Origin of the sequence: Zoogloea sp., assembly GCF_030157465.1 — a bacterium.
GTDB lineage: Bacteria > Pseudomonadota > Gammaproteobacteria > Burkholderiales > Rhodocyclaceae > Zoogloea.
Genome location: NZ_JAOAUU010000147.1, coordinates 28,356 through 47,930, shown reverse-complemented (window position 1 = coordinate 47,930; position 19,575 = coordinate 28,356). Strand labels below are relative to the sequence as shown.

Genomic DNA, 19,575 nt, shown 5'->3' with positions numbered 1-19,575 from the left:
ATGCTGCGCAAACTCTTCAAGTTCCATGGTGGCGTCAAGCCGCAAACCAACAAGACGCAATCCACCACCGAACCGATCGCCTCCGTGCCGCTGCCGGATCGTCTCGTCATTCCGCTGCACCAGGCGGTAGGCGGTCATCCGCGCCCGCTGGTTCAGCCCGGCGATCACGTGCTCAAGGGCCAGCGTATCGGCGGTGCCGACGGCAACCTGTCATCGGCAGTGCATGCATCCACCTCCGGCATCGTGCGCGACGTGGCCCAGGCCGTGATGCCCCACACCTCCGGGCTCACCACCCTGTCGGTGATCATCGAGCCCGACGGCGAAGACCGCTGGTGCGAACTTGAAAAGGTCAATTACCGCAGCACACCCCCCGACGAACTGCGCGACTTCCTGCGCGACGCCGGTGTCGTCGGTCTCGGCGGCGCCGTCTTTCCCAGCTACGCCAAACTCAAGCCGGGCAAAGAAGGCAAGCTCAAGACACTCGTCATCAACGGTGCCGAGTGCGAGCCCTTCATCACCTGTGACGACATGCTGATGCGCGAGCGCGCCAGCGACATGCTCAAGGGCATCGTCGCCATGCGCTACATGCTGCAGGCCGAAGAAGTGCTGATCGGCATCGAGGACAACAAGCCCGAAGCCGTCGCATCGGTTCAGGCCGCCATCAAAGCCAGCGGCGAGACGGGCATCGAAGCCGTTGCCATCCCCACCCGCTATCCGGCTGGCGGCGCCAAGCAGCTGATTCGTGTCCTCACCGGCATCGAAGTGCCTCACGGCCGCCGCTCCACCGATTTCGGCGTGCAGTGCTTCAACGTGGGCACCGCCTTCAGCATTTTCGAAGCGCTCGAACACGGCCGTCCGCTGATCTCGCGCCTTGTCACTGTCGCCGGCAACGTCACCGCACCGCGCAACTACGACGTGCTAATCGGCACGCCGATGGACCACCTCGTGCGTCTCGCCGGCCCCCGCCCCGACACCGACCGCTACATCATGGGCGGCCCGATGATGGGCGTGCGCATGCCGGGCTTCGACGTGCCGGTGGTCAAGGCCACCAACTGCGTGCTCGTCGGCAGCGCGACCATGTTCCCGGCGCCGCCGCCCGAAATGCCGTGCATCCGCTGTGGCGAATGCGCCAAGGCCTGCCCGGCCGATCTCGCCCCCTTCGAGATGTACTGGTTTTCCCGCTCGAAGAACTTCGGCAAGGCCCAGGAATACCACCTATTCGACTGCATCGAATGCGGCTGCTGCAGCTTCGTCTGCCCCTCGCACATTCCGCTCGTGGACTACTTCCGCTTTTCCAAAAGCGAAATCTGGTCCCGCGAGCGCGAGAAGGAATCCGCCGACGGCGCCCGCGACCGCTTCGAGTTCAAGAACTTCCGCCAGGAACGCGAGAAGCAGGAAAAAGCCGAAAAGCTCGCTGCCAAGGCCGCCGCCACCCGTGAAAAGGTCGCCACCGAAGGCGCTGCCACACCGGCCGCGGCCGACGGCGAAGCCGCGCCCAAACCCAAGCCTTCCGGCGACGACGCCAAGCGCGCGCTGATTGAAGCCGCCATGGAAAAAGCCCGCCAGCAAAAAGCCCAGGTCGCCCCGAAGAACACCGACCACCTCGCGCCGGACGTGGAAGCCGACATCGCCGCCATCGACGCCCGCCGGAACGCCGCGCCCGCCAGGGCCGCCGACACCCCGGACGCCTGAGCACCACCCGACCCGCCTACCGATGAACAATTCCCCCTTCGTCCGCAAAGCGGCCAGCGTCCAGAGCGTCATGCTCCAGGTGCTGCTCGCCCTCGTGCCAGCCATCGCCGCCTACGTGTGGTTCTTCGGCGCCGGCATCCTGGTGCAGCTCGCCATCGCCTCCGCCGCCGCCCTTGCCGGCGAGGCCGCCATGCTGGCCATCCGCGGCAAGCCCAAGGCGCTTTTCCTCACCGACCTCTCGGCTGTCGTCACCGCCTGGCTGATCGCCCTCACCTTTCCCCCCATCGCGCCCTGGTGGCTCACCGTCACCGGCACGCTGCTCGCCGTGGTCGTGGTCAAGCAGCTTTACGGCGGGCTCGGCCAAAACCCGTTCAACCCGGCAATGGCCGCCTTCTGCCTGATGATCGTCGCCTACCCGGCGCTGATGTCCCAGTGGCCCGCCGCCGGGCAGCTCGATTTCAAAACCCAGCTCGACCTGATTTTCGGCGGCCTGCGCCAGGTGGACGCCATCACCGGCGCCACGCCGCTGGATGCCCTGCGCACCGCGCTGCGCAGCGCCGCAAACCCCGACTCCCAGCTTCACGGCCTGCGCACCAGCCAGTTGATGGACGGCCCGGCCTTTGGCCTGCTCGGTGGCAAGGGCAGCGAATGGATCGCCCTGGGTTATCTCGTCGGCGGCCTGTGGCTGATCAGGCAGCGCATCATCACCTGGCACATTCCGGCGGCCTTCTGCGGCGCGCTCTTCGCCTCTGCGCTGCTGCTGTGGGGCATGCGCCCCGACGCCTTCGCCTCGCCGCTGTTCCACCTGGCATCCGGCGGCGCCATGCTCGGTGCCTTCTTCATCCTGACCGACCCCGTTTCCGGTGCCACCACCCCCCGCGGCAAGCTGCTGTTTGCCGCCGGCGCAGCGATCTTCACCTACGTGATCCGTAGCTTCGGCGCCTTTCCCGATGGCGTTGCCTTCGCCACGCTGCTGATGAACATCCTCGTGCCGCTGATCGACATGAAGACCCAGGCGCCGGTTTTCGGCCACAAGAAAGACTGAAATGAAACAGCCACCACGCTCACTGAATTCGCAGCCCGCCGGGGCGGCCCGGCGGAAGGCCTGAGCATGAGTGAAACAACCGCCCTCGGCCTCTCCGCCCGCACCGGCTCGGTGATGGTGGCCTTTACCGTGATCTTCACCGCGGTCATGGCCTTCACCTACGGCGCCACCAAAACCCAGATCGAAGCCTCGGCCACCGAAGAGAAGATGAAACTCATCTCCGAAGTGCTGCCCGCCACGGCTTACGACAACGTGCTCCTCGACGACGTCATCACCGTCGGCCCGACCCGCGAGCTGGGCCTCGACGACGGTGGCCACATCTACCGGGCCCGCAAGGCCGGCCAGCCCGCGGCGCTGCTCCTCGAAGCCACGGCTCCCGACGGCTACAGCGGCCGCATCGAGCTGATCGTCGCAGTGCGCGCCGACGGCGGCGTGTCCGGCGTGCGTGCCGTCACCCACCGGGAAACCCCCGGCCTCGGCGACTACATCGACCCCAAGAAAGACAAGAACAAAAAGTCGCCCTGGATCACCCAGTTCGCCGAACTCAAAGCCGCCGACCTGCCCCGCTGCAAGCTCACCAAAGACGGCGGCCAGATCGCCTATCACACGGGCGCCACCATCAGCGCCCGCGCCGTCACCCAGGCCGTGGCCCGCGCCGCCGGCTATGCCGCCGCCAACCACGACCGCCTGTTTGCCGCCCCCAGCGGCGACAAGCTCTGACCGGAGCCCCCGTCATGGACATCAAAGCCTATCGTGATATCGCCTGGAACGGGATCTGGAAGCAGAACACCGGGGTCGTGCAGATCCTCGGCCTGTGCCCCATCCTCGCCATCAGCACCAGCATCGTCAATGCGGTCAGCCTCGGCCTCGCCACCATTCTGGTCATGGCCATGTCCAACCTGGTGATTGCCGCGCTGCGCAACTTCATCCCCTACGAAATCCGCATTCCGGTGTTCATCCTGATCATCGCCGCGCTCACCACCGTTGTTGACCTGGCCTTCAACGCCTATCTCCACGAGCTTTACCTGGTGCTCGGCATCTTCATTCCGCTGATCGTCACCAACTGCATCGTGCTCGCCCGTGTCGAAGCCTTCGCCGCCAAGAACGAACCCATCGGCTCGACCATCGACGGCATCGCCATGGGCATCGGCCTCACGCTGGTGCTCGCCGTACTGGGCGCCATCCGCGAACTCATCGGCAGCGGCACCCTGCTGTCGGGCATCGAAATGCTCTTCCCCGGCGCCGAGGCCATTCACGTGTTCGGCGACGACTACCCCGGCTTCCTGATCGCCATCCTGCCGCCGGGCGCCTTCTTCGCCCTGGGCTGCCTGATCGCCGGGCGCAACTGGCTGGAAGCCCGCAAGCTGGCACGCGCCAGGATGAATCCGCCGGCCATCACCGATACGCCGGCCGAAGCCTGATCCGCCGACATGCCTGACATGCGCCTCGCGGCGGTCGCCGAAGTCTTCCGCCGCCTGCGGGACGCCAACCCGACGCCCACCACCGAGCTGGAATTCGCCTCGCCCTTCCAGTTGCTGGTGGCCGTCGTGCTCTCGGCCCAGGCCACCGACAAGGGCGTGAACATCGCCACCCGCAAGCTCTTTGCCCTCGCGCCCACGCCCGAGGCCATGGCAGATCTCGGCGAAGCGGGCATTGCCGAGCACATCAAGACCATCGGTCTGTTCCGCAACAAGGCCAAAAATACCGCGATGCTCTCGCGGCAACTGCTCGAACGCCACGCCGGCGAAGTGCCCAACGACCGCGAAGCCCTCGAAGCCCTGCCCGGGGTCGGCCGCAAAACAGCCAACGTTGTGCTCAACACCATTTTCGGCGAACCGACGATGGCCGTGGATACCCACATTTTCCGGCTGGCCAACCGCACCGGCCTCGCCCCCGGCAAGGACGTGCTCGAAGTCGAAAAACGCCTGCTGCGCCGCATCCCCAAGGAATACCTGCGCGACGCCCACCACTGGCTCATCCTCCACGGCCGCTACGTCTGCACCGCCCGCAAACCCCGGTGCGGCGAATGCATCATCCGCGACCTCTGCCTCAACCGCGACAAGACGGAATAAAACCCCATGTTCGATCCCTCCCGAGACCAGGCCCGCCAGTTTTTCGTTGAATCCTGGCGCAAGCACAAGAGCCGTGAAGTGCTGACCCAGCTCGAGATCATCGCCTCCGATCTCGTCGCTCACCACCCGGAATACCAGCCGCTGCTGGAAGACCCCGACGCCGTGCAGAAAGATTTCAGCCCCGAAGACGGGCAGGTGAACCCCTTCCTGCACCTTTCGCTGCACCTGGCCATCGAGGAACAACTCTCCATCAACCAGCCCCCCGGCATCCGCGAAGCCTTCGAGCAATGCCAGGCCAAACGCGGCGACCGCCACGCCGCCCTGCACGACGTGCTCGAAGCCCTCGGCGAAACCATCTGGCGCGCCCAGCGCGACAAGGCGCCACTGGACGGGCGGGAATATGTGGAGGCGGTGAGGAAGCGGGCCGGAACGTAAAACGGGGCTTGCGCCTTCCCGCCGGCGAAGGCGCCGCGCCACACGCCCCTTTCCACCCCCATGAATTAGCTTCGCGATTTTTCTTGGTTCGATCCGCGGCCCGTCATACCTAGACTTGCCTCATCGAATGCCATTCCAGGAAAAATCCCATGCCGCTCCGACGCATCACCCAGAAGCTGCTCGCCACCCTCCTCGCCATCGGCTTCGTCGGCACGGCCCAGGCGCAGGTCAGCCTTCTCAACGTTTCCTACGACCCGACCCGCGAGCTCTACCAGGATTTCAACGCGTCCTTCGCCAAATACTGGAAGAACAAGACCAACGAGACGGTCACCATCAAGCAATCCCACGGCGGATCGGGCAAGCAGGCGCGCTCGGTGATCGACGGGCTTGAAGCCGATGTCGTCACCCTGGCCCTGGCCTACGACGTGGATGCGCTCGCCGACAAGAGCCGGCTGATCCCCGCCGACTGGCAAAAACGCCTGCCCCACAACGCCTCGCCCTACACCTCGACCATCGTGTTCCTGGTGCGCAAGGGCAACCCCAAAAAAATCCATGACTGGAACGACCTGGTCAAACCCGGCGTAGCCGTCATCACCCCCAACCCCAAGACCTCCGGCGGCGCCCGCTGGAACTACCTCGCGGCCTGGGGTTACGCGCTCAAGCAGCCGGGCGGTACCCAGGCCGGCGCCAGGGATTTCGTCAAAAAGCTGTTCGCCAACGTCAAGGTGCTGGATTCCGGCGCCCGCGGCTCGACCACCACCTTTGTCGAGCGCGGCATTGGCGACGTGCTGATCGCCTGGGAAAACGAAGCCTACCTGGCGCTCAAGGAACTCGGCCCCGACAAGTTCGATCTGATCACGCCGTCGGTCTCCATCCTTGCCGAACCGCCGGTCAGCATTGTCGACAAGGTCGTCGACAAACGCGGCACCCGCAAAGTCGCCACCGCCTATCTCGAATACCTGTACTCCCCCGAAGGCCAGACCCTCGCCGGCGAAAACTACTACCGCCCGCGTGACGCCAAAATCGCCGCCAGGTACGCCAAACAGTTCGCGCCGGTGAAACTCTTCACCATCGACGACGCCTTCGGCGGCTGGACCGCAGCCCAGAAGACCCACTTCGCCGATGGCGGCGTGTTCGACCAGATCAGCGCCAGGTAAACCGGGCGCCGGCCGGGCCATCCGAATCCGGCCCCGCCGCCCACCTCTTTTCCGAGACAAGGCCATGCACCACACCACCCTCATCGTGCCCGGGCTCCACGGCAGCGGCCCGACACACTGGCAAAGCTGGATGGAACAGCAAGTACCAGACGCCCGTCGTGTCACCGGGATCGACTGGGAGCAGCCGGTGCTGGCCCGCTGGGCCAATGCCGTGCGCGATGCCATCGACCAGTCGCCCGGGCCGGTGTGGGTGGTTGCCCACAGCTTCGGCTGTCTCGCCTCGGTGGTCGCGGCAGCCGACCGCCTGCACCGCGTTGCCGGCCTCATGCTCGTCGCCCCCGCCGATCCGGAGCGCTTCACCCCGCGCGGCCTGCGGGATGCCAACGCCCACCCGGACCAGGAAAGCACCGCCCGCTGGATTCCGCGCGAACCCCTCGGCGTGCCCAGCCTCGTCGTGGCCAGTACCGACGATCCATGGGTACGCCTGTCGTCCGCGGCCTACTGGGCCGACTGCTGGGGCAGCCACCTGGAGCAGATCGGCGCCGCCGGCCACATCAACGTGGATTCCGGCCACGGCCCCTGGCCGCGCGGGCTGGAACTCCTCCTGGCCCTGCAGGCGGCCGGCGACGACCTGCCGCTGGGCAGCATCGATGAACAGAAAATCACCCGCAGGGGCCGCCATGGCGCCCTCGCCAGGCTGCGTCACCGCACGCGCAACGAAGCCCTGCTCTTCGACCCGCTCAACTGATCGCCGCGGCGCCCGCCCCGGGTTGCAGCCCTGAAAGCGAAGCCAGCCGGCTTCGCTTTCGTGTTTTATGGCGGCCAATCAGCCCCGCCACGCCAATTCATAAGCTGCATAGCTTATGAATCAAGCGGTGAAATCCATTCACATTCTTCTTGGTTCGCGCACGCACAGCAGCCCGCTAATGTGTCTCCACCCGGACAGGACGTGCAGTCAAACGTCCAACAGCAAACCGCCAGTGGAGACCCACCATGCTCGACACCCAGCACAGCGACCTCGCCTCGAACCAGCACCTGAGTGCCCAGAACGCCACCAGCCAGCCCGATGAGCTGGACACCCTGCTTGCAACAGCCCGCGAACGCGCCCGCGCCGAAGGCCTTCCCTTCGCCGGTGGCGTAAGCCCGACCGAAGCCTGGGAGCTGGCCAGTGCCGGCTATGCCGTGCTGGTCGACGTACGCACCAACGAAGAGCGCAAGTTTGTCGGCCACGTGCCCGACACCCTGCACGTGGCCTGGATGACCGGCACCGCCATGACGCGCAACCCGCGCTTCGTGAAGGAACTCGAAGCCAAGGTCAGGAAAGACGCCGTGGTGCTCTTCCTGTGCCGCAGCGGCAAGCGCTCGGCGGCCGCCGCAGAAGCCGCAAGCAAGGCCGGCTTCGCCAACGCCTTCAACATTCTCGAAGGCTTCGAGGGCGATCTGGATGCCGACACCCGGCGGGGCAGCCTGGGCGGCTGGCGCTACCACGCCCTGCCCTGGATCCAGGACTGAAACCATGCTCCAGGCCAGCCGAAACCACTCCGACGCCACCACCGGCACCCGCCCGGCCAAGGTCGCCCCGCTGCACTCGCAAGCGCCCGCGCGCAACTCGTGGGATCTGGACAGCGTCGTCACCGGGCTGCGCGCCGTGCGCGAACGCTGGCGCCACGCCCAGCAGCGCCAGCGCGAATACGGCGGCCGCGAGCTGCCCTCCCGCGAAGCCCTGCGCGTCGTCGTCGACGGCCTGCGCGGCGCGCTCTTTCCGATGCGCCTCGGCCCGGCCGACCTGCGCCAGGAAAACGAGGATTTCTACGTCGGCCACACCCTCGACGCCGCCCTCAACGGCCTGCGTGAGCAGGTGGCGCTGGAGCTCGACTACCAGCTGCGCCACGGTCACCCCGACATCGATGCCAGCCACGTGGCCTCCGAGCGCATCGTGCGTGATTTTGCCGCCGCCCTGCCGCGCATCCGCGAGCTGCTCGACAGCGATGTCGAAGCCGCCTACCACGGCGACCCGGCCGCCGGCAGCGTGGACGAAGTGGTGCTGTGCTACCCCGGCATCCTGGCCGTCATCCATCACCGCCTGGCCCACCAGCTGTATCGCCTCGGCGTGCCGCTCATCGCCCGCATCGTTTCGGAGCTGGCCCATTCGGCCACCGGCATCGACATCCATCCGGGCGCCGACATCGGCGAGAGCTTCTTCATCGACCACGGCACCGGCGTCGTGATTGGCGAAACCGCGGTGATCGGGCGCCGCGTGCGCCTCTACCAGGCCGTCACCCTCGGCGCCAAACGCTTTCCGGTGGGTGCCGACGGCAGCCTCGAAAAAGGCCTCGCCCGCCACCCCATTGTCGAGGACGACGTGGTGGTCTATGCCGGCGCCACCATTCTCGGCCGCATCACCATCGGCCGCGGCTCCAGCATCGGCGGCAACGTGTGGCTCACCCACAGCGTCCCGCCCGGCAGCCAGGTTACCCAGGCCACCACCCGGCAGCAGGCACCCGCCAGCGGAGAGCCTATCGATGACTGAGCTTTCGCGCAGCTTCGGCAACGCCGTACGCCAGGTTCGCGAAGAACGGGGCTGGTCGCAGGAGCGCCTCGCCGAGCACGCCGATCTCAACCGCAGCTATATCGGCGATCTCGAGCGCGGCCGGGCCATGCCCTCGCTGGCCACGCTGACCAAGCTCGCCGCGGCCCTCGGCCTGCAACCCTCGGCGCTGGTCGCCCGTTTTGAATCCGCCAGCACCGGCCAGGCACGCAGTTGACGGCTATAGCCGGTTGAAGTTGATGCACCGCACAACCAGAATTCTTTATCTGATTTTTTCATAAGCTTTCCACCTGCAGGAATAAGGAGCCCATCCATGTCCGATCACCACGACGTCCCCACAGCCCTTGGCGATAACGCCGCGCGGCAACTGGCCAATGCCACCAAAACCGTTCCCCAGCTGTCCACCATCTCGCCGCGCTGGCTGGTGCACCTGCTGCAATGGTTGCCGGTCGAAGCCGGTATCTACCGCCTCAACAAGGTCAAGAACCCCCGCGATGTGCGTGTTGCCTGCTCCCAGCGCGACGAGTCCGAACTGCCGCAAACCTTCGTCGACTACGACGAAGCCCCCCGCGAGTACTTCCTCAACGCCGTCACCACCATCCTCGACGTGCACACCCGCGTCTCCGATCTGTACAGCAGCCCCCACGACCAGATCAAGGAGCAACTGCGCCTCACCGTCGAGACGATCAAGGAACGCCAGGAATCCGAACTCATCAACAACCCCGACTACGGCCTTCTGGCCAATGTCACCGATGAGCAGCGCATTTCCACCCTGACCGGCGCCCCGACCCCGGACGACCTCGACGACCTGATCACCAAGGTCTGGAAGGAACCCGGCTTCTTCCTGACCCACCCGCTGGCCATCGCCGCCTTTGGCCGTGAATGCACCCGCCGCGGCGTGCCGCCCCCCACCGTCAGCCTGTTCGGCGCCCAGTTCCTCACCTGGCGCGGCATCCCGCTGATCCCGTCGGACAAGGTTCCGGTTGAAGACGGCAAAACCAAGATCATCCTGCTGCGCACCGGCGAAAAGCGTCAGGGCGTGGTCGGCCTGTTCCAGCCGGGCCTTGCCGGCGAGCAGACCCCGGGCCTGTCCGTGCGTTTCATGGGCATCAACCGCAACGCCATCTCGTCCTACCTGATTTCCCTGTATTGCTCGCTGGCCGTGCTGACCGACGATGCACTGGCTGTCCTCGATGATGTGGAGATCGGCAAGTACCATGACTATCCCGACACCTACAAGTGAGGGGCTCGCCGGCCTGGCCGGCGCAGTTCCTGCCGGCTTGCCGGACGAGGTGACGCTGGCACGGCTCGCGGGTGAATTCTTCGCCGCGCTGCCGACCGGCTTCGGCGGCGCATCCGCGCTGTCGCTGCCGAATGCCCCGCGCGCCCCGGCGCCGGAAATCATTCCGCCCGGCAACGTCGGCCCGACCCTGACCGCCGCCGCGCCGGTAGCGCCCGTGCGGGCAGAATCCGTGCCGATCGACCACGCCAGCGCGGCCGGCCGGCCCGGTGCGCCGGCCCTCGGCGTGCCCGAGGCCTACGCAGCCGCGCTGCCCACCTTCAGCCCGCCGGTATCGCCACCGCCGCTGGCACCGTCGACACCCTATTACTTCCTGGGTGAAGCCGGCGCCTTCCAGTCCGCACCGCAGCAGGCGGCACATGCCGCACCGCGGGCCGAGAACCGCACTGCCGCGCAATCCTTCGGCCTTCCCGGCGAAGCGGAACTCCACAGCATCCTGGCCGAACTGGCCGGCGAGCGGCGCACGGCCTCCGTGCCCGGCAGCAGCGCAGCGAGCCCGTATTACTTCCTCGACACACACAACGTGCCGAAGCCGGAAGCAGACCTGCCCGCCACGCCCAGCGCAGCCCATCCGGCCTTCGACGTGCACGCCGTACGGCGCGATTTCCCGATCCTGCAGGAGCGGGTGAATGGCCGGCAGCTGATCTGGTTCGACAACGCCGCCACCACCCACAAGCCTCAGGCAGTGATCGACCGGCTGGCTTACTTCTACCAGCACGAAAACTCCAACATCCACCGGGCCGCCCACGAACTCGCCGCCCGCGCAACGGACGCCTACGAGGGCGCGCGCAACAAGGTTGCCCGCTTCCTGGGTGCGGCATCCAGCGAGGAGATCATCTTCGTGCGCGGCACCACCGAAGGCATAAACCTGATCGCCAAGACGTGGGGCTGGCAGAACGTGGGCGAAGGCGACGAGATCATCGTGTCCAACCTGGAGCACCACGCCAACATCGTTCCCTGGCAGCAGCTCGCCGCCGCCAAGGGCGCAAAGCTCAAGGTGATCCCGGTGGACGACACCGGCCAGGTGCGACTCGACGAGTACCGCAAACTGCTCTCTGATCGCACCAAAATCGTCTCGGTGACGCAGGTTTCCAATGCCCTCGGCACCGTGGTGCCGGTAAAGGAAATCGTTGACCTGGCCCACCGGGCCGGCGCCGTGGCGGTGGTGGATGGCGCCCAGTCGGTATCGCACATGCGGGTGAATGTGCAGGACATCGACGCCGACTTCTTCGTCTTCTCGGGCCACAAGATCTTCGGCCCGACGGGTATCGGCGTGGTGTACGGCAAGCGGCACATCCTCGAAGACATGCCCCCGTGGCAGGGCGGCGGCAACATGATCGCCGACGTCACCTTCGAGAAAACCGTTTACCACGGCGCGCCCACCCGCTTTGAAGCCGGCACCGGCAACATCGCGGATGCGCTAGGCCTTGGCGCGGCGCTCGACTACGTGGAGCGCATCGGCATGGAGAACATCGCCCGCTACGAGCACGACCTGCTGGTGTATGCCACGCGCGGCCTCCTCACCGTGCCCGGCCTCAAGCTGATCGGCACCGCCCGGGACAAGGCCAGCGTGCTGTCCTTCGTCCTCGACGGCTACCGGCCCGAAGAGGTGGGCAAAGCGCTCAACGAAGAAGGCATCGCGGTGCGCTCCGGCCACCACTGCGCCCAGCCCATCCTGCGACGTTTCGGGCAGGAAGCCACGGTGCGGCCCTCGCTGGCCTTCTACAACACCTGCGAAGAGGTCGACACCCTCGTCGCAGTGCTGCACCGGCTCGCCCGCGGCAAGGGGCGCATCGGCCGCTGAGCAGCAGGGCAATCGATTAACCCGGCTTGCGCTCCAGCACAAGCCGGGCCCGGAATCTGGCAGCAACACCTTTAGCCGCAGAGCGATCTGCGGCTATTTTTTTGCTCTGTCAGCGAAATGCATCACCCCTGCGATGCGCATCCTGTAGGGGCGACTTCAGTCGCCCGCCTTTGCGTTGATCAACCACCGATGGGCGACTGAAGTCGCCCCCACATCCAGCCCCCACATCCAGCCCCCGCAAAGGCGCAACAACGCACCTGAAACCGACGCAAAGATTCCACAGACAAGGGTGAACGAACCCATTTTCTGCGCATCCACGGCCAAAGCGAAAAAGCCACGCCCGATCTGGGCGTGGCTTTTTCGCGGGCACGGACGGCGGCGTACCCGGCAACGGGCGGGCCTGGCTCAGGCGAAGCTGTCGCCCATCAGGGTGTTGAACCACGTGCTCATGTTTTTGTAGTTCTTGTTGCTCACCGTTGCCGATGCCGTGGGTACAGCGCCCAGCGGATTGCCACCGTTGGCGGCCACCACCATCTTGCGGTTCACGGCGTCGTACTGATAGACCGCCGTCAGCCACGAAGCAGTCGAAGCGGTGATCGGCGAATAGCAGGCCGAGTTGGCCACCGGTGCCGGATCGGGCTGCTGGCCGGCCAGCAGGCGAACAATGGCGTCGGCGCAGATCTTGGCCTCCTGGTTGGCCACATGGCCGGCCTTGGGCAAGCCGCAGCTGGCCGCGTCGCCAATCACGTGGATGCCGGGCACGGCGGTGGATTCGTAGCTCAGCACATCAACCACGCACCAGCGGCCATCGGCGCTGTTGTTGAGCTCTGCACCGGCAAGCCAGCCACCGGCGCTGCTGCCCGTGGCGCGGTGCGGCGGGATGGGATTGACCACCTGGGCGTTGATCGTACGGGGCGTGCCCACGGCGTCGAGGTAGCTGACGACCTTTGTCACCGGGTCGATCGCAATGCCCGTGACGCCGGCTTCGTACTGGACGACGCCCGCGTGGGTGACGCCAAACGCCGTGGTGAAGGTTTCCCTTTCGGCCTGGATGCTGGCGTTTTCGTCAAGCACGATCACCTTCGACGCGGCGCCCCGGTAGGTTTTGAGATAGTCGGCCACGATACAGGCGCGCTCGTAGGGGCCGGGCGGGCAACGGTAAGGGGCCTTCGGAATCGTCATCACGAAGGTGCCGTTGCTCATGCCGGCCAGCTGGCGAGCCAGCTCGGCGGTTTGCGGCCCGGCCTGCCAGGCGTGGGGCGTGGTGCCGGCGTAGTCGCCTTGGGTGAGGCCGTAGGCGTTCATGAACTCAACGCCCGGCGCGAGCACCAGCCGGTCGTAGGCCAAACGGGTGCCATCGGACAGCAGCACGGCTTTGGCGGTCTTGTCGATACCGGTGACAAAGGCCTGCTTCACCGTCACCCCGAACTTGGCGGCCAGGCTGCCATAGCTGTAGCCAAGGGTGGAGAGCGACCGGCTGCCGCTTAACACCAGGTTGCTCATGATGTTCGAGGTGTAGCTGGCATTGGGCTCGACCAGCGTGACCGCCACGCCGCTGCCGCCCCACAGGCGCAGGTACTTGGCCAGGGTGGCGCCGGCCATGCCGCCGCCGACCACCACGATTTTCGCGTTGAGGCCGGTGTTGGCCAGCGTAAAGCTGGTGTTGGCGCTTTCTTCGTAATGGTTGTCGTCATCGTCTCCGTCGGAATCGGCAAAGGCCAGGCGGCCCAGCGACGGCACCAGCCCGGCGCCCAGCGCAGCGGTGGCGAGCAGCATGAGGCGGCGACGGGATTTGAGGGTGTTGTTGTTGTCGGATTTCATGTCGGGTCTCCGGTCTTACTGCTTCAGGTAGGCGATGATCGCGTCGAGCTGGGCGCTGGTGTAGCCCTGGGCGTGGGCCGCCATGATGTCGTCGCCCGCAGGTTTGCCGAGGTACTCCCTCAGCTCGCCGGCGTCGGAGCCGCGAATGCTTTCAAACCCGCCAACGCCGCCCGTGCCGTGGCACTGGAAACAGTTGGATGCCAGGAGGCGCCCGCTGGTGCTGGCCGGCTGGGTGATCGCGCTGGTGGTGCTGCCCAGCTTGCGGGTCACCGAGTTGATGGCGTCGTCGTCATCGGAGTGATCGGTGTTGGTCAGCTTGGCGAAGGCCGCCGTGCCGTGTTCGGTGTCGAGCTGGCTGGCCGTGGTGCCGAGGTTGTAGTCGTGGGTGTTTTCCATGCGGGTACGCATCTGGTCCATGGCCTTCAGCACCGCCTTGGCGCTTTGATGGCCGCCCGGGGTTTTCAGCGCGGCTTCCAGGGCATCGTGGAGAGCATCGGCCAGCTGGCGGCCGGCAGCGGTGTTGGTGGCATTGATCTGCGCAACGAGGCCTCCCACGCTGACCTGCCCGGTGCCCGATTTGATCGCCACCGCCAGGGCGTCGACGATGCGCTGCTGGGCCGCGTACGCCGAATCGCCCTCACGGGTGTTGGCCGCGGCCAGCAGCTGGATGCTGCGCTGCAACGCCACTTGCTGGGTGTAGATGGCGGGCTGGTTTGCCAGCGCCGCCAGCGGGTCGGTGGCGAGATCCGCGACGCTCAGGCCGAGGGCTGCGGCCAGCCGGCTGCGGGCCGCATCGATCGTCAGCCCCTGGGCAACCAGGGCATCGACCAGGGTCGTGAAGGGCGAAACCACCTGGCCGCTCGCTGCCTGTTCGGCGCGGGTGGTCAGCCGGCCGCCAAAGGCGTAGCCGGTGTCGGTATCAATGCCGCCCGTCACCACGATCATCTTGCCGGCGATCGAATCGGCAACGCCGCTGTAGTTCAGCGCGTAACGCCCGGTATCGTTGGTGATGCTTGACGGCTCGCCAGCGTCCTGCAGGCCGTTGCCGTTGAGATCCAGAAACACCGTGGCGCCTTTCAGGTAGCCGTCCACGGCCACGCCGTTCAGCACCGTTGCCGGGCCCGCCGGCGCAGCGGTCGTGCCGCCACCGCCTCCACCGCCGCCGCATGCAGCAAGAAAGGCGGCAGCCAGGGCGCTTGCCAATAAACCGTGCGTGCCGGCACCACGGGTAAGTCTGTCGGTTGTCATGCGGATTCCTTGCGTTGAACAGGGTGAGGACGGAGGCCTGGATCGGGCTTGGTGAAGAAGCCCGCCCGGCCATCCAGAATTGATCGGGCGAAACAATTCTGGTCGGACCAACTTAAGCGGACCTTAAAGGCGGGGCGCAACGGTCGGGAATTCAACAGTACGGCCCGCCGGAACGAAACCCGCGCCGCCGGAGTCTTTCACTCACTGGCGGGCAGAAAACACCGCCCGCCATCGACAGGCGAAAACACGCACCGGCAACGGCCCGCCGACGAGGCATCCGGCCCACCTGGCCACGCGTGTTCCACCCTGTTTTTGCGTTTATTTCCAAGGAGTCCGCCATGCCCGACCACATTTACCAAAAGCTCGAAATCACCGGTTCGTCCACCACCGGCCTCCAGGAGTCCATTGAAAACGCCATCGCCAAGGCGGCCGAAACCCACCAGGGCCTGCGCTGGTTCGAGGTCACCGAAACGCGTGGGCATATCGAAAACGGCAAGGTCGCCCACTGGCAGGTCACGCTGAAAATCGGCTTTGCGCTTACCGCATGAACGCGTGGCGAACGCCCTGGCGCGGGTGAAAAGAGAAACGCCCAGCCCGTGCCGGCCCCTCGCTACAATCGCGGCCGAAGCCCAACCGTAACCATCCAGACGAACCCATGGAATACAGAAAACTAGGCAATACCGATATCGACATCAGCCTCATCACGCTGGGCACCATGACCTGGGGCGAGCAGAACACCGAGGCCGAGGCCCACGCGCAGCTGGATTACGCCGTCGCCCACGGCATCAACCTGGTCGACGCCGCCGAGATGTACCCGGTGCCGCCGCGCCCCGAAACCCAGGGCTCGACCGAGCGCTACATCGGCAGCTGGCTTGCCAAGCCCGGCAACCGCAGCAAGGTTCTGATTGCCACCAAGGCCGCCGGCCCCTCCACCGGGCGGCTCGTCCAGGCCCGGCACATTCGCGGCGGCAACACGCGGCTCGATCGCGCCAACCTCGAAGCGGCCCTGCACGGCAGCCTCCAGAACCTGCAAACCGACGTCATCGATCTCTACCAGCTCCACTGGCCCGACCGCTCAACCAACCACTTCGGCCAGCTGGGCTACCAGCACGTGGCCGATGAAGACAGCGTGCCCATCTTTGAAACCCTCACGGTGCTGGATGAATTTGTGCGGGCAGGCAAGGTGCGCCACATCGGGCTTTCGAACGAAACCCCGTGGGGCATCAGCCAGTTTCTCAAGCTGGCCGAAACCACCGGACTGGCGCGCGTGGTGAGCGTGCAAAACCCCTACAACCTGCTCAACCGCACTTTCGAGATCGGGCTTGCAGAGCAGGCCATCCGCGAAAAAGTGGGCCTGCTGGCCTATTCACCGCTGGCCTTCGGCGCCCTTACCGGCAAATACCTGAACGGCGCCCAGCCCGCCGGTGCGCGCATGACCCTGTGGGAGCGCTTCGCCCGCTACAAGGGCGAAGCGCAAGATGCCGCCATCGCAAGCTACGTGGGCCTTGCCCGAAAGCACGGCCTTGATCCGGCACAGATGGCGCTGGCCTATGTAAATAGCCGCACCTTCGTGACGAGCAACATCATCGGCGCAACCACCATGGAGCAGCTCAAGACGAACATCGCCAGCATCGATGTTCGCCTGCCCGCCGAAGTGCTCGACGAGATCGAGCGCATTCACACCAGCCGCCCGAACCTTTGCTCTTGAGCTTTAACTGATTCACCCCGTGGGCAGGCCCTGCCCACGGCGGCGCCCTCCGCCTAGACCGGCAGCGCCCGCCGGGAACGCCCGATCCGGTTGAGCCACAGGGACAGCACGATCACCCCGCCCCCGAGCGCAATGCGCGGCAGGTCTGCATCCCGGTTCCAGATCAGCAGATTCACCACCAGCCCCAGCGGAACATGCAGCTCGTTCATCACCGCCAGCGTGCCCGCGTCCACCCGGGTGCTGCCCTTGACCCACCAGAACATGCCCAGCGCGGTGGCAAACAGCCCCATCCACACCAGCACGCCCCACTGCACCGCCGTCTGCGGCAAGCGGGCAGTGTTGCCAAAAATCGCAAACGACACCAGCGCAACCAGCAGCGCGCCAAGAAAGAAATGGCTGAAAAAGCGGTACAGCGGCAATTCCGTCGGATAGCGGGCCAGCAAATGGCGACACAAAACCTGCCCGGCCGCAAAGGTGGCGTTGGCCACCTGCAATAACAAGAAGCCCACCAGATAGTCCCCCTCGAGGGGCTGGAAGCGGATCAGCACCCCGCCCGCCACCGCCACCAGCGCCGCCAGCAGCGCCCACGGGCTGAAGCGCCGCACCAGCGCGTCGTCCAGCAAGGTGACGTAGATGGGCGTAAGCACCGTGAAGAGCAGCACCTCCGGCACCGTCAGCACGCTGAAACTGCGGTAAAGGCACAGGTAAGTCACGCCAAACTGCAGCGCCCCGGCCAGCCACAGCCCGGCCACCAGCTGCCGCGGCAAGCCACGCCAACGAGTCAGGGGGATGAACACCAGCGCCGCAATGGCCACCCGGATCAGCACGGCAAAATCACTATCCACCCGCCCGGCAAGGTATTCACCGATAAGACTGAAAGAAAAGGCCCAGAGCAGATTGACGACGATCAGGTGCGGCATTGGCAGGGGTTTCCGGCAAGACAGGCGCGGATCATAAGCCCGCCGGGAGATGAGGTCGAGGTCGGGCAATCCGGCCACTCAGGTGGCTGACAACAGCGTTCTGCCCTCGCCCGCCAGGCTCATCCCCGCCGCCAGGCTTGAACCTGTTAGTGTTATTTTGTACAGTATCGCAAACCAAGCCCCATCGAGCACAGCCCTGACACACCGCGCCGGTCTTGCCGGCCCCATGGAATCACGCCCATGAGCCAACAAATGAGTTTCGAATTCGCACAAGGCGACGCCCCTCCCCCCGGCCGCATTCCCCGCGCCACGCGCAAACGCAGTACGGCGATGCCTCCTTACCAGACCCTGGCGCCGCACCAGCTGCCCCTTGCGCCCCCCAGCCCGCGCCTGGAAACCCGGCCTCCCATCAAGCCGCGCATCCCCTTCACCGCCCCCGCCAGCACCCAAAACAGCACGGACAGCGCCACTGGCATCCGCGAAGCCCGGCTGTGGAGCGAAAACGGATGGACCGCCCGTGTCATCAAGAACGAAGACGACGACGGCTGGGCCGTGGAGATACGCCGGGACAACAAATCCGAACCCCTGCTGCTCGCCCCCTGGAACACCGATCACGACCTCCGCAACCCCAGACCGCTGGATCAATCCGCGTTCAACGGGCTGGTTAAAACTGCCTCGGAAATCCAGCAACGCCACGAACAGCAGATCCACGCCCGGCTTCACAAGCGCCTTACGGTAAGCACCGCCGACAGCCAGTGGGAAGTGACACTCGAAATCGTGCCCGACGAATACGAAGCACACGCCCTGCTCACCGCCTTCGACGAACACGGCGAGCTGATCACCCAAGAACGCGTCGCCCCAGACTTCAAGCTCACCGCGGCCGTGGCGCAAACCTGGATAGAAAGCGATTTCCGCCACCCCGGCCGGGACGAGTCGTGAACGGCAGATTTCTGCAAGCACACCAAGGCAATAGCCCATCCAAACCACCAACCGGCCACAAACGCCCGACGATTAAAAATTGCTGGAGTTCTTATTCGGTTTCCAATACAATCCGCCTCCTTCTGTGCCTGCCCAGGTGGCGGAATTGGTAGACGCACTAGTTTCAGGTACTAGCGGGTAACTCCGTGGAGGTTCGAGTCCTCTCCTGGGCACCAAAAAATACAAAAAGTCCGGCCCCTTTAAAGGGCTGATTTTTTGGCAAAAGCGTTTTGAGAAAAACGTCTTTGCAATAGCAGCAAAATTGGAGTGGTAGTTCAGTTGGTTAGAATACCGGCCTGTCACGCCGGGGGTCGCGGGTTCGAGTCCCGTCCACTCCGCCAACATTCAAGCAGTACCCGGAAGCGGCAGTAGCTCAGTTGGTAGAGCGCAACCTTGCCAAGGTTGAGGTCGAGAGTTCGAGACTCTTCTGCCGCTCCAAATCTTCCCGCCCCTCGCCCCGAACTCGGTGGATCAAACACCCACCTTGAATCGCCGGGCCGCAAGCGCCTCCCCTGCGCAAACGCGAATCAAATTTCACCTTTTGTATTACGTCTCCTCGCTGCGCCTTGCGCCTTACTGCGTCCTGAACGGCAGACTTTGGGCTGTAGCGAAAATCTGCCACATATCCGGGCTAAATTTTTCGAGGAGACCTGCGCGTTTCTGCTAACGGGAAAAGTTGGTTTCATCCCGTATTTGACGTTCCCAATATCGATGTTGCCATATGGCTTGTTCGCCTTCTTTCAGCTGCGCTGTGTTAGGTGCGCACCAGAGAGTTTCCGGGCAATGTTTGGTGAATCCGGTTTTGATCAGGCGCCAGCGGGTGGAGAAGTCGACACCTTCAGGCAGT

At 65.3% G+C, this 19,575-nt stretch carries 19 protein-coding genes and 3 tRNA genes; 19 read left to right on the top strand and 3 right to left on the bottom strand.

The features are described from left to right. The 13 genes from rsxC to Q1W26_RS18080 all read left to right on the top strand — a co-directional run bounded on the left by rsxC (position 1) and on the right by Q1W26_RS18080 (position 12,053). Entirely contained in the window at positions 1-1,692 is a 1,692-nt protein-coding gene (gene rsxC, locus Q1W26_RS18140; RefSeq protein WP_300443013.1) for an electron transport complex subunit RsxC, read from the top strand. 22 nt (positions 1,693-1,714) lie between these two features. Further along, positions 1,715-2,737 carry an RnfABCDGE type electron transport complex subunit D gene (locus Q1W26_RS18135; RefSeq protein WP_300443012.1) on the top strand — a complete coding sequence of 341 codons (1,023 nt, stop codon included), beginning with the start codon at positions 1,715-1,717 and terminating at the stop codon, positions 2,735-2,737. A 66-nt stretch (positions 2,738-2,803) separates the two neighbouring features. Further along, positions 2,804-3,457, top strand: a complete 654-nt coding sequence (locus Q1W26_RS18130; protein WP_300443010.1) for an RnfABCDGE type electron transport complex subunit G — start codon at positions 2,804-2,806, stop codon at positions 3,455-3,457. 14 nt (positions 3,458-3,471) lie between these two features. Further along, complete coding sequence (locus Q1W26_RS18125) at positions 3,472-4,158, top strand: electron transport complex subunit E (protein ID WP_300443009.1); 687 nt, start codon at positions 3,472-3,474, stop codon at positions 4,156-4,158. Positions 4,159-4,176: 18 nt separating this feature from the next. Next, complete coding sequence (gene nth, locus Q1W26_RS18120) at positions 4,177-4,809, top strand: endonuclease III (RefSeq protein WP_300443104.1); 633 nt, start codon at positions 4,177-4,179, stop codon at positions 4,807-4,809. Between the two features lie 6 nt (positions 4,810-4,815). Next, positions 4,816-5,244 (top strand): DUF1841 family protein, encoded by a 429-nt coding sequence (locus tag Q1W26_RS18115; protein WP_300443008.1) that lies wholly within the window; start codon positions 4,816-4,818, stop codon positions 5,242-5,244. Positions 5,245-5,393: 149 nt separating this feature from the next. Then, entirely contained in the window at positions 5,394-6,401 is a 1,008-nt protein-coding gene (locus Q1W26_RS18110; protein ID WP_300443006.1) for a sulfate ABC transporter substrate-binding protein, read from the top strand. A gap of 64 nt (positions 6,402-6,465) precedes the next feature. After that, positions 6,466-7,149 (top strand): alpha/beta hydrolase, encoded by a 684-nt coding sequence (locus Q1W26_RS18105; RefSeq protein ID WP_300443004.1) that lies wholly within the window; start codon positions 6,466-6,468, stop codon positions 7,147-7,149. Between the two features lie 245 nt (positions 7,150-7,394). After that, the gene (locus tag Q1W26_RS18100) at positions 7,395-7,913 is read left to right on the top strand and encodes a rhodanese-like domain-containing protein (protein ID WP_300443002.1); all 519 of its coding nucleotides are present in this window, start codon (positions 7,395-7,397) and stop codon (positions 7,911-7,913) included. A gap of 4 nt (positions 7,914-7,917) precedes the next feature. Continuing rightward, on the top strand, positions 7,918-8,931 hold the full coding sequence (gene epsC, locus Q1W26_RS18095) for a serine O-acetyltransferase EpsC (RefSeq protein ID WP_300443001.1): 1,014 nt from the start codon (positions 7,918-7,920) through the stop codon (positions 8,929-8,931). Continuing rightward, a complete protein-coding gene (locus tag Q1W26_RS18090) occupies positions 8,924-9,166 on the top strand; it encodes a helix-turn-helix transcriptional regulator (protein ID WP_300443000.1) in 243 nt (80 codons plus the stop codon). Before epsC ends, Q1W26_RS18090 begins: the two co-directional genes overlap by 8 nt. Before the next feature lie 96 nt (positions 9,167-9,262). After that, positions 9,263-10,192, top strand: a complete 930-nt coding sequence (locus tag Q1W26_RS18085; protein WP_300442999.1) for a family 2A encapsulin nanocompartment shell protein — start codon at positions 9,263-9,265, stop codon at positions 10,190-10,192. Next, on the top strand, positions 10,167-12,053 hold the full coding sequence (locus Q1W26_RS18080) for a family 2A encapsulin nanocompartment cargo protein cysteine desulfurase (protein ID WP_300442997.1): 1,887 nt from the start codon (positions 10,167-10,169) through the stop codon (positions 12,051-12,053). The genes Q1W26_RS18085 and Q1W26_RS18080 overlap by 26 nt, the downstream gene beginning before the upstream one ends. A gap of 405 nt (positions 12,054-12,458) precedes the next feature. Here Q1W26_RS18080 and Q1W26_RS18075 read toward each other — a convergent pair whose 3' ends face one another. Together Q1W26_RS18075 and Q1W26_RS18070 are read right to left on the bottom strand one after the other, a co-directional pair. Next, the gene (locus tag Q1W26_RS18075) at positions 12,459-13,874 is read right to left on the bottom strand and encodes an FAD/NAD(P)-binding oxidoreductase (RefSeq protein ID WP_300442996.1); all 1,416 of its coding nucleotides are present in this window, start codon (positions 13,872-13,874) and stop codon (positions 12,459-12,461) included. A gap of 15 nt (positions 13,875-13,889) precedes the next feature. After that, the gene (locus Q1W26_RS18070) at positions 13,890-15,122 is read right to left on the bottom strand and encodes a cytochrome c (RefSeq protein ID WP_300442994.1); all 1,233 of its coding nucleotides are present in this window, start codon (positions 15,120-15,122) and stop codon (positions 13,890-13,892) included. A 338-nt stretch (positions 15,123-15,460) separates the two neighbouring features. On the opposite strand from Q1W26_RS18070, the gene Q1W26_RS18065 reads away from it, so the two are divergent. Both Q1W26_RS18065 and Q1W26_RS18060 read left to right on the top strand, forming a co-directional pair. Continuing rightward, positions 15,461-15,670, top strand: a complete 210-nt coding sequence (locus tag Q1W26_RS18065; RefSeq protein ID WP_300442992.1) for a dodecin — start codon at positions 15,461-15,463, stop codon at positions 15,668-15,670. Between the two features lie 107 nt (positions 15,671-15,777). Beyond that, positions 15,778-16,830, top strand: coding sequence for an NADP(H)-dependent aldo-keto reductase (locus Q1W26_RS18060; RefSeq protein ID WP_300442990.1), 1,053 nt, complete (start codon positions 15,778-15,780; stop codon positions 16,828-16,830). Positions 16,831-16,883: 53 nt separating this feature from the next. On the opposite strand, the gene Q1W26_RS18055 is transcribed toward Q1W26_RS18060, so the two are convergent. Then, positions 16,884-17,750: an EamA family transporter gene (locus Q1W26_RS18055; protein WP_300442988.1), complete on the bottom strand. Its 867-nt coding sequence runs from the start codon at positions 17,748-17,750 to the stop codon at positions 16,884-16,886. 252 nt (positions 17,751-18,002) lie between these two features. Between Q1W26_RS18055 and Q1W26_RS18050 the strand changes: the two genes are divergently transcribed. The 4 genes from Q1W26_RS18050 to Q1W26_RS18035 all read left to right on the top strand — a co-directional run bounded on the left by Q1W26_RS18050 (position 18,003) and on the right by Q1W26_RS18035 (position 19,166). Beyond that, on the top strand, positions 18,003-18,689 hold the full coding sequence (locus Q1W26_RS18050) for a hypothetical protein (protein ID WP_300442986.1): 687 nt from the start codon (positions 18,003-18,005) through the stop codon (positions 18,687-18,689). Between the two features lie 130 nt (positions 18,690-18,819). Beyond that, positions 18,820-18,904 (top strand) — tRNA-Leu (locus tag Q1W26_RS18045). An 88-nt stretch (positions 18,905-18,992) separates the two neighbouring features. Beyond that, positions 18,993-19,069 (top strand) — tRNA-Asp (locus tag Q1W26_RS18040). A 21-nt stretch (positions 19,070-19,090) separates the two neighbouring features. Next, positions 19,091-19,166, top strand: a tRNA-Gly gene (locus tag Q1W26_RS18035). The last annotated feature ends 409 nt before the right edge of the window (positions 19,167-19,575 follow it).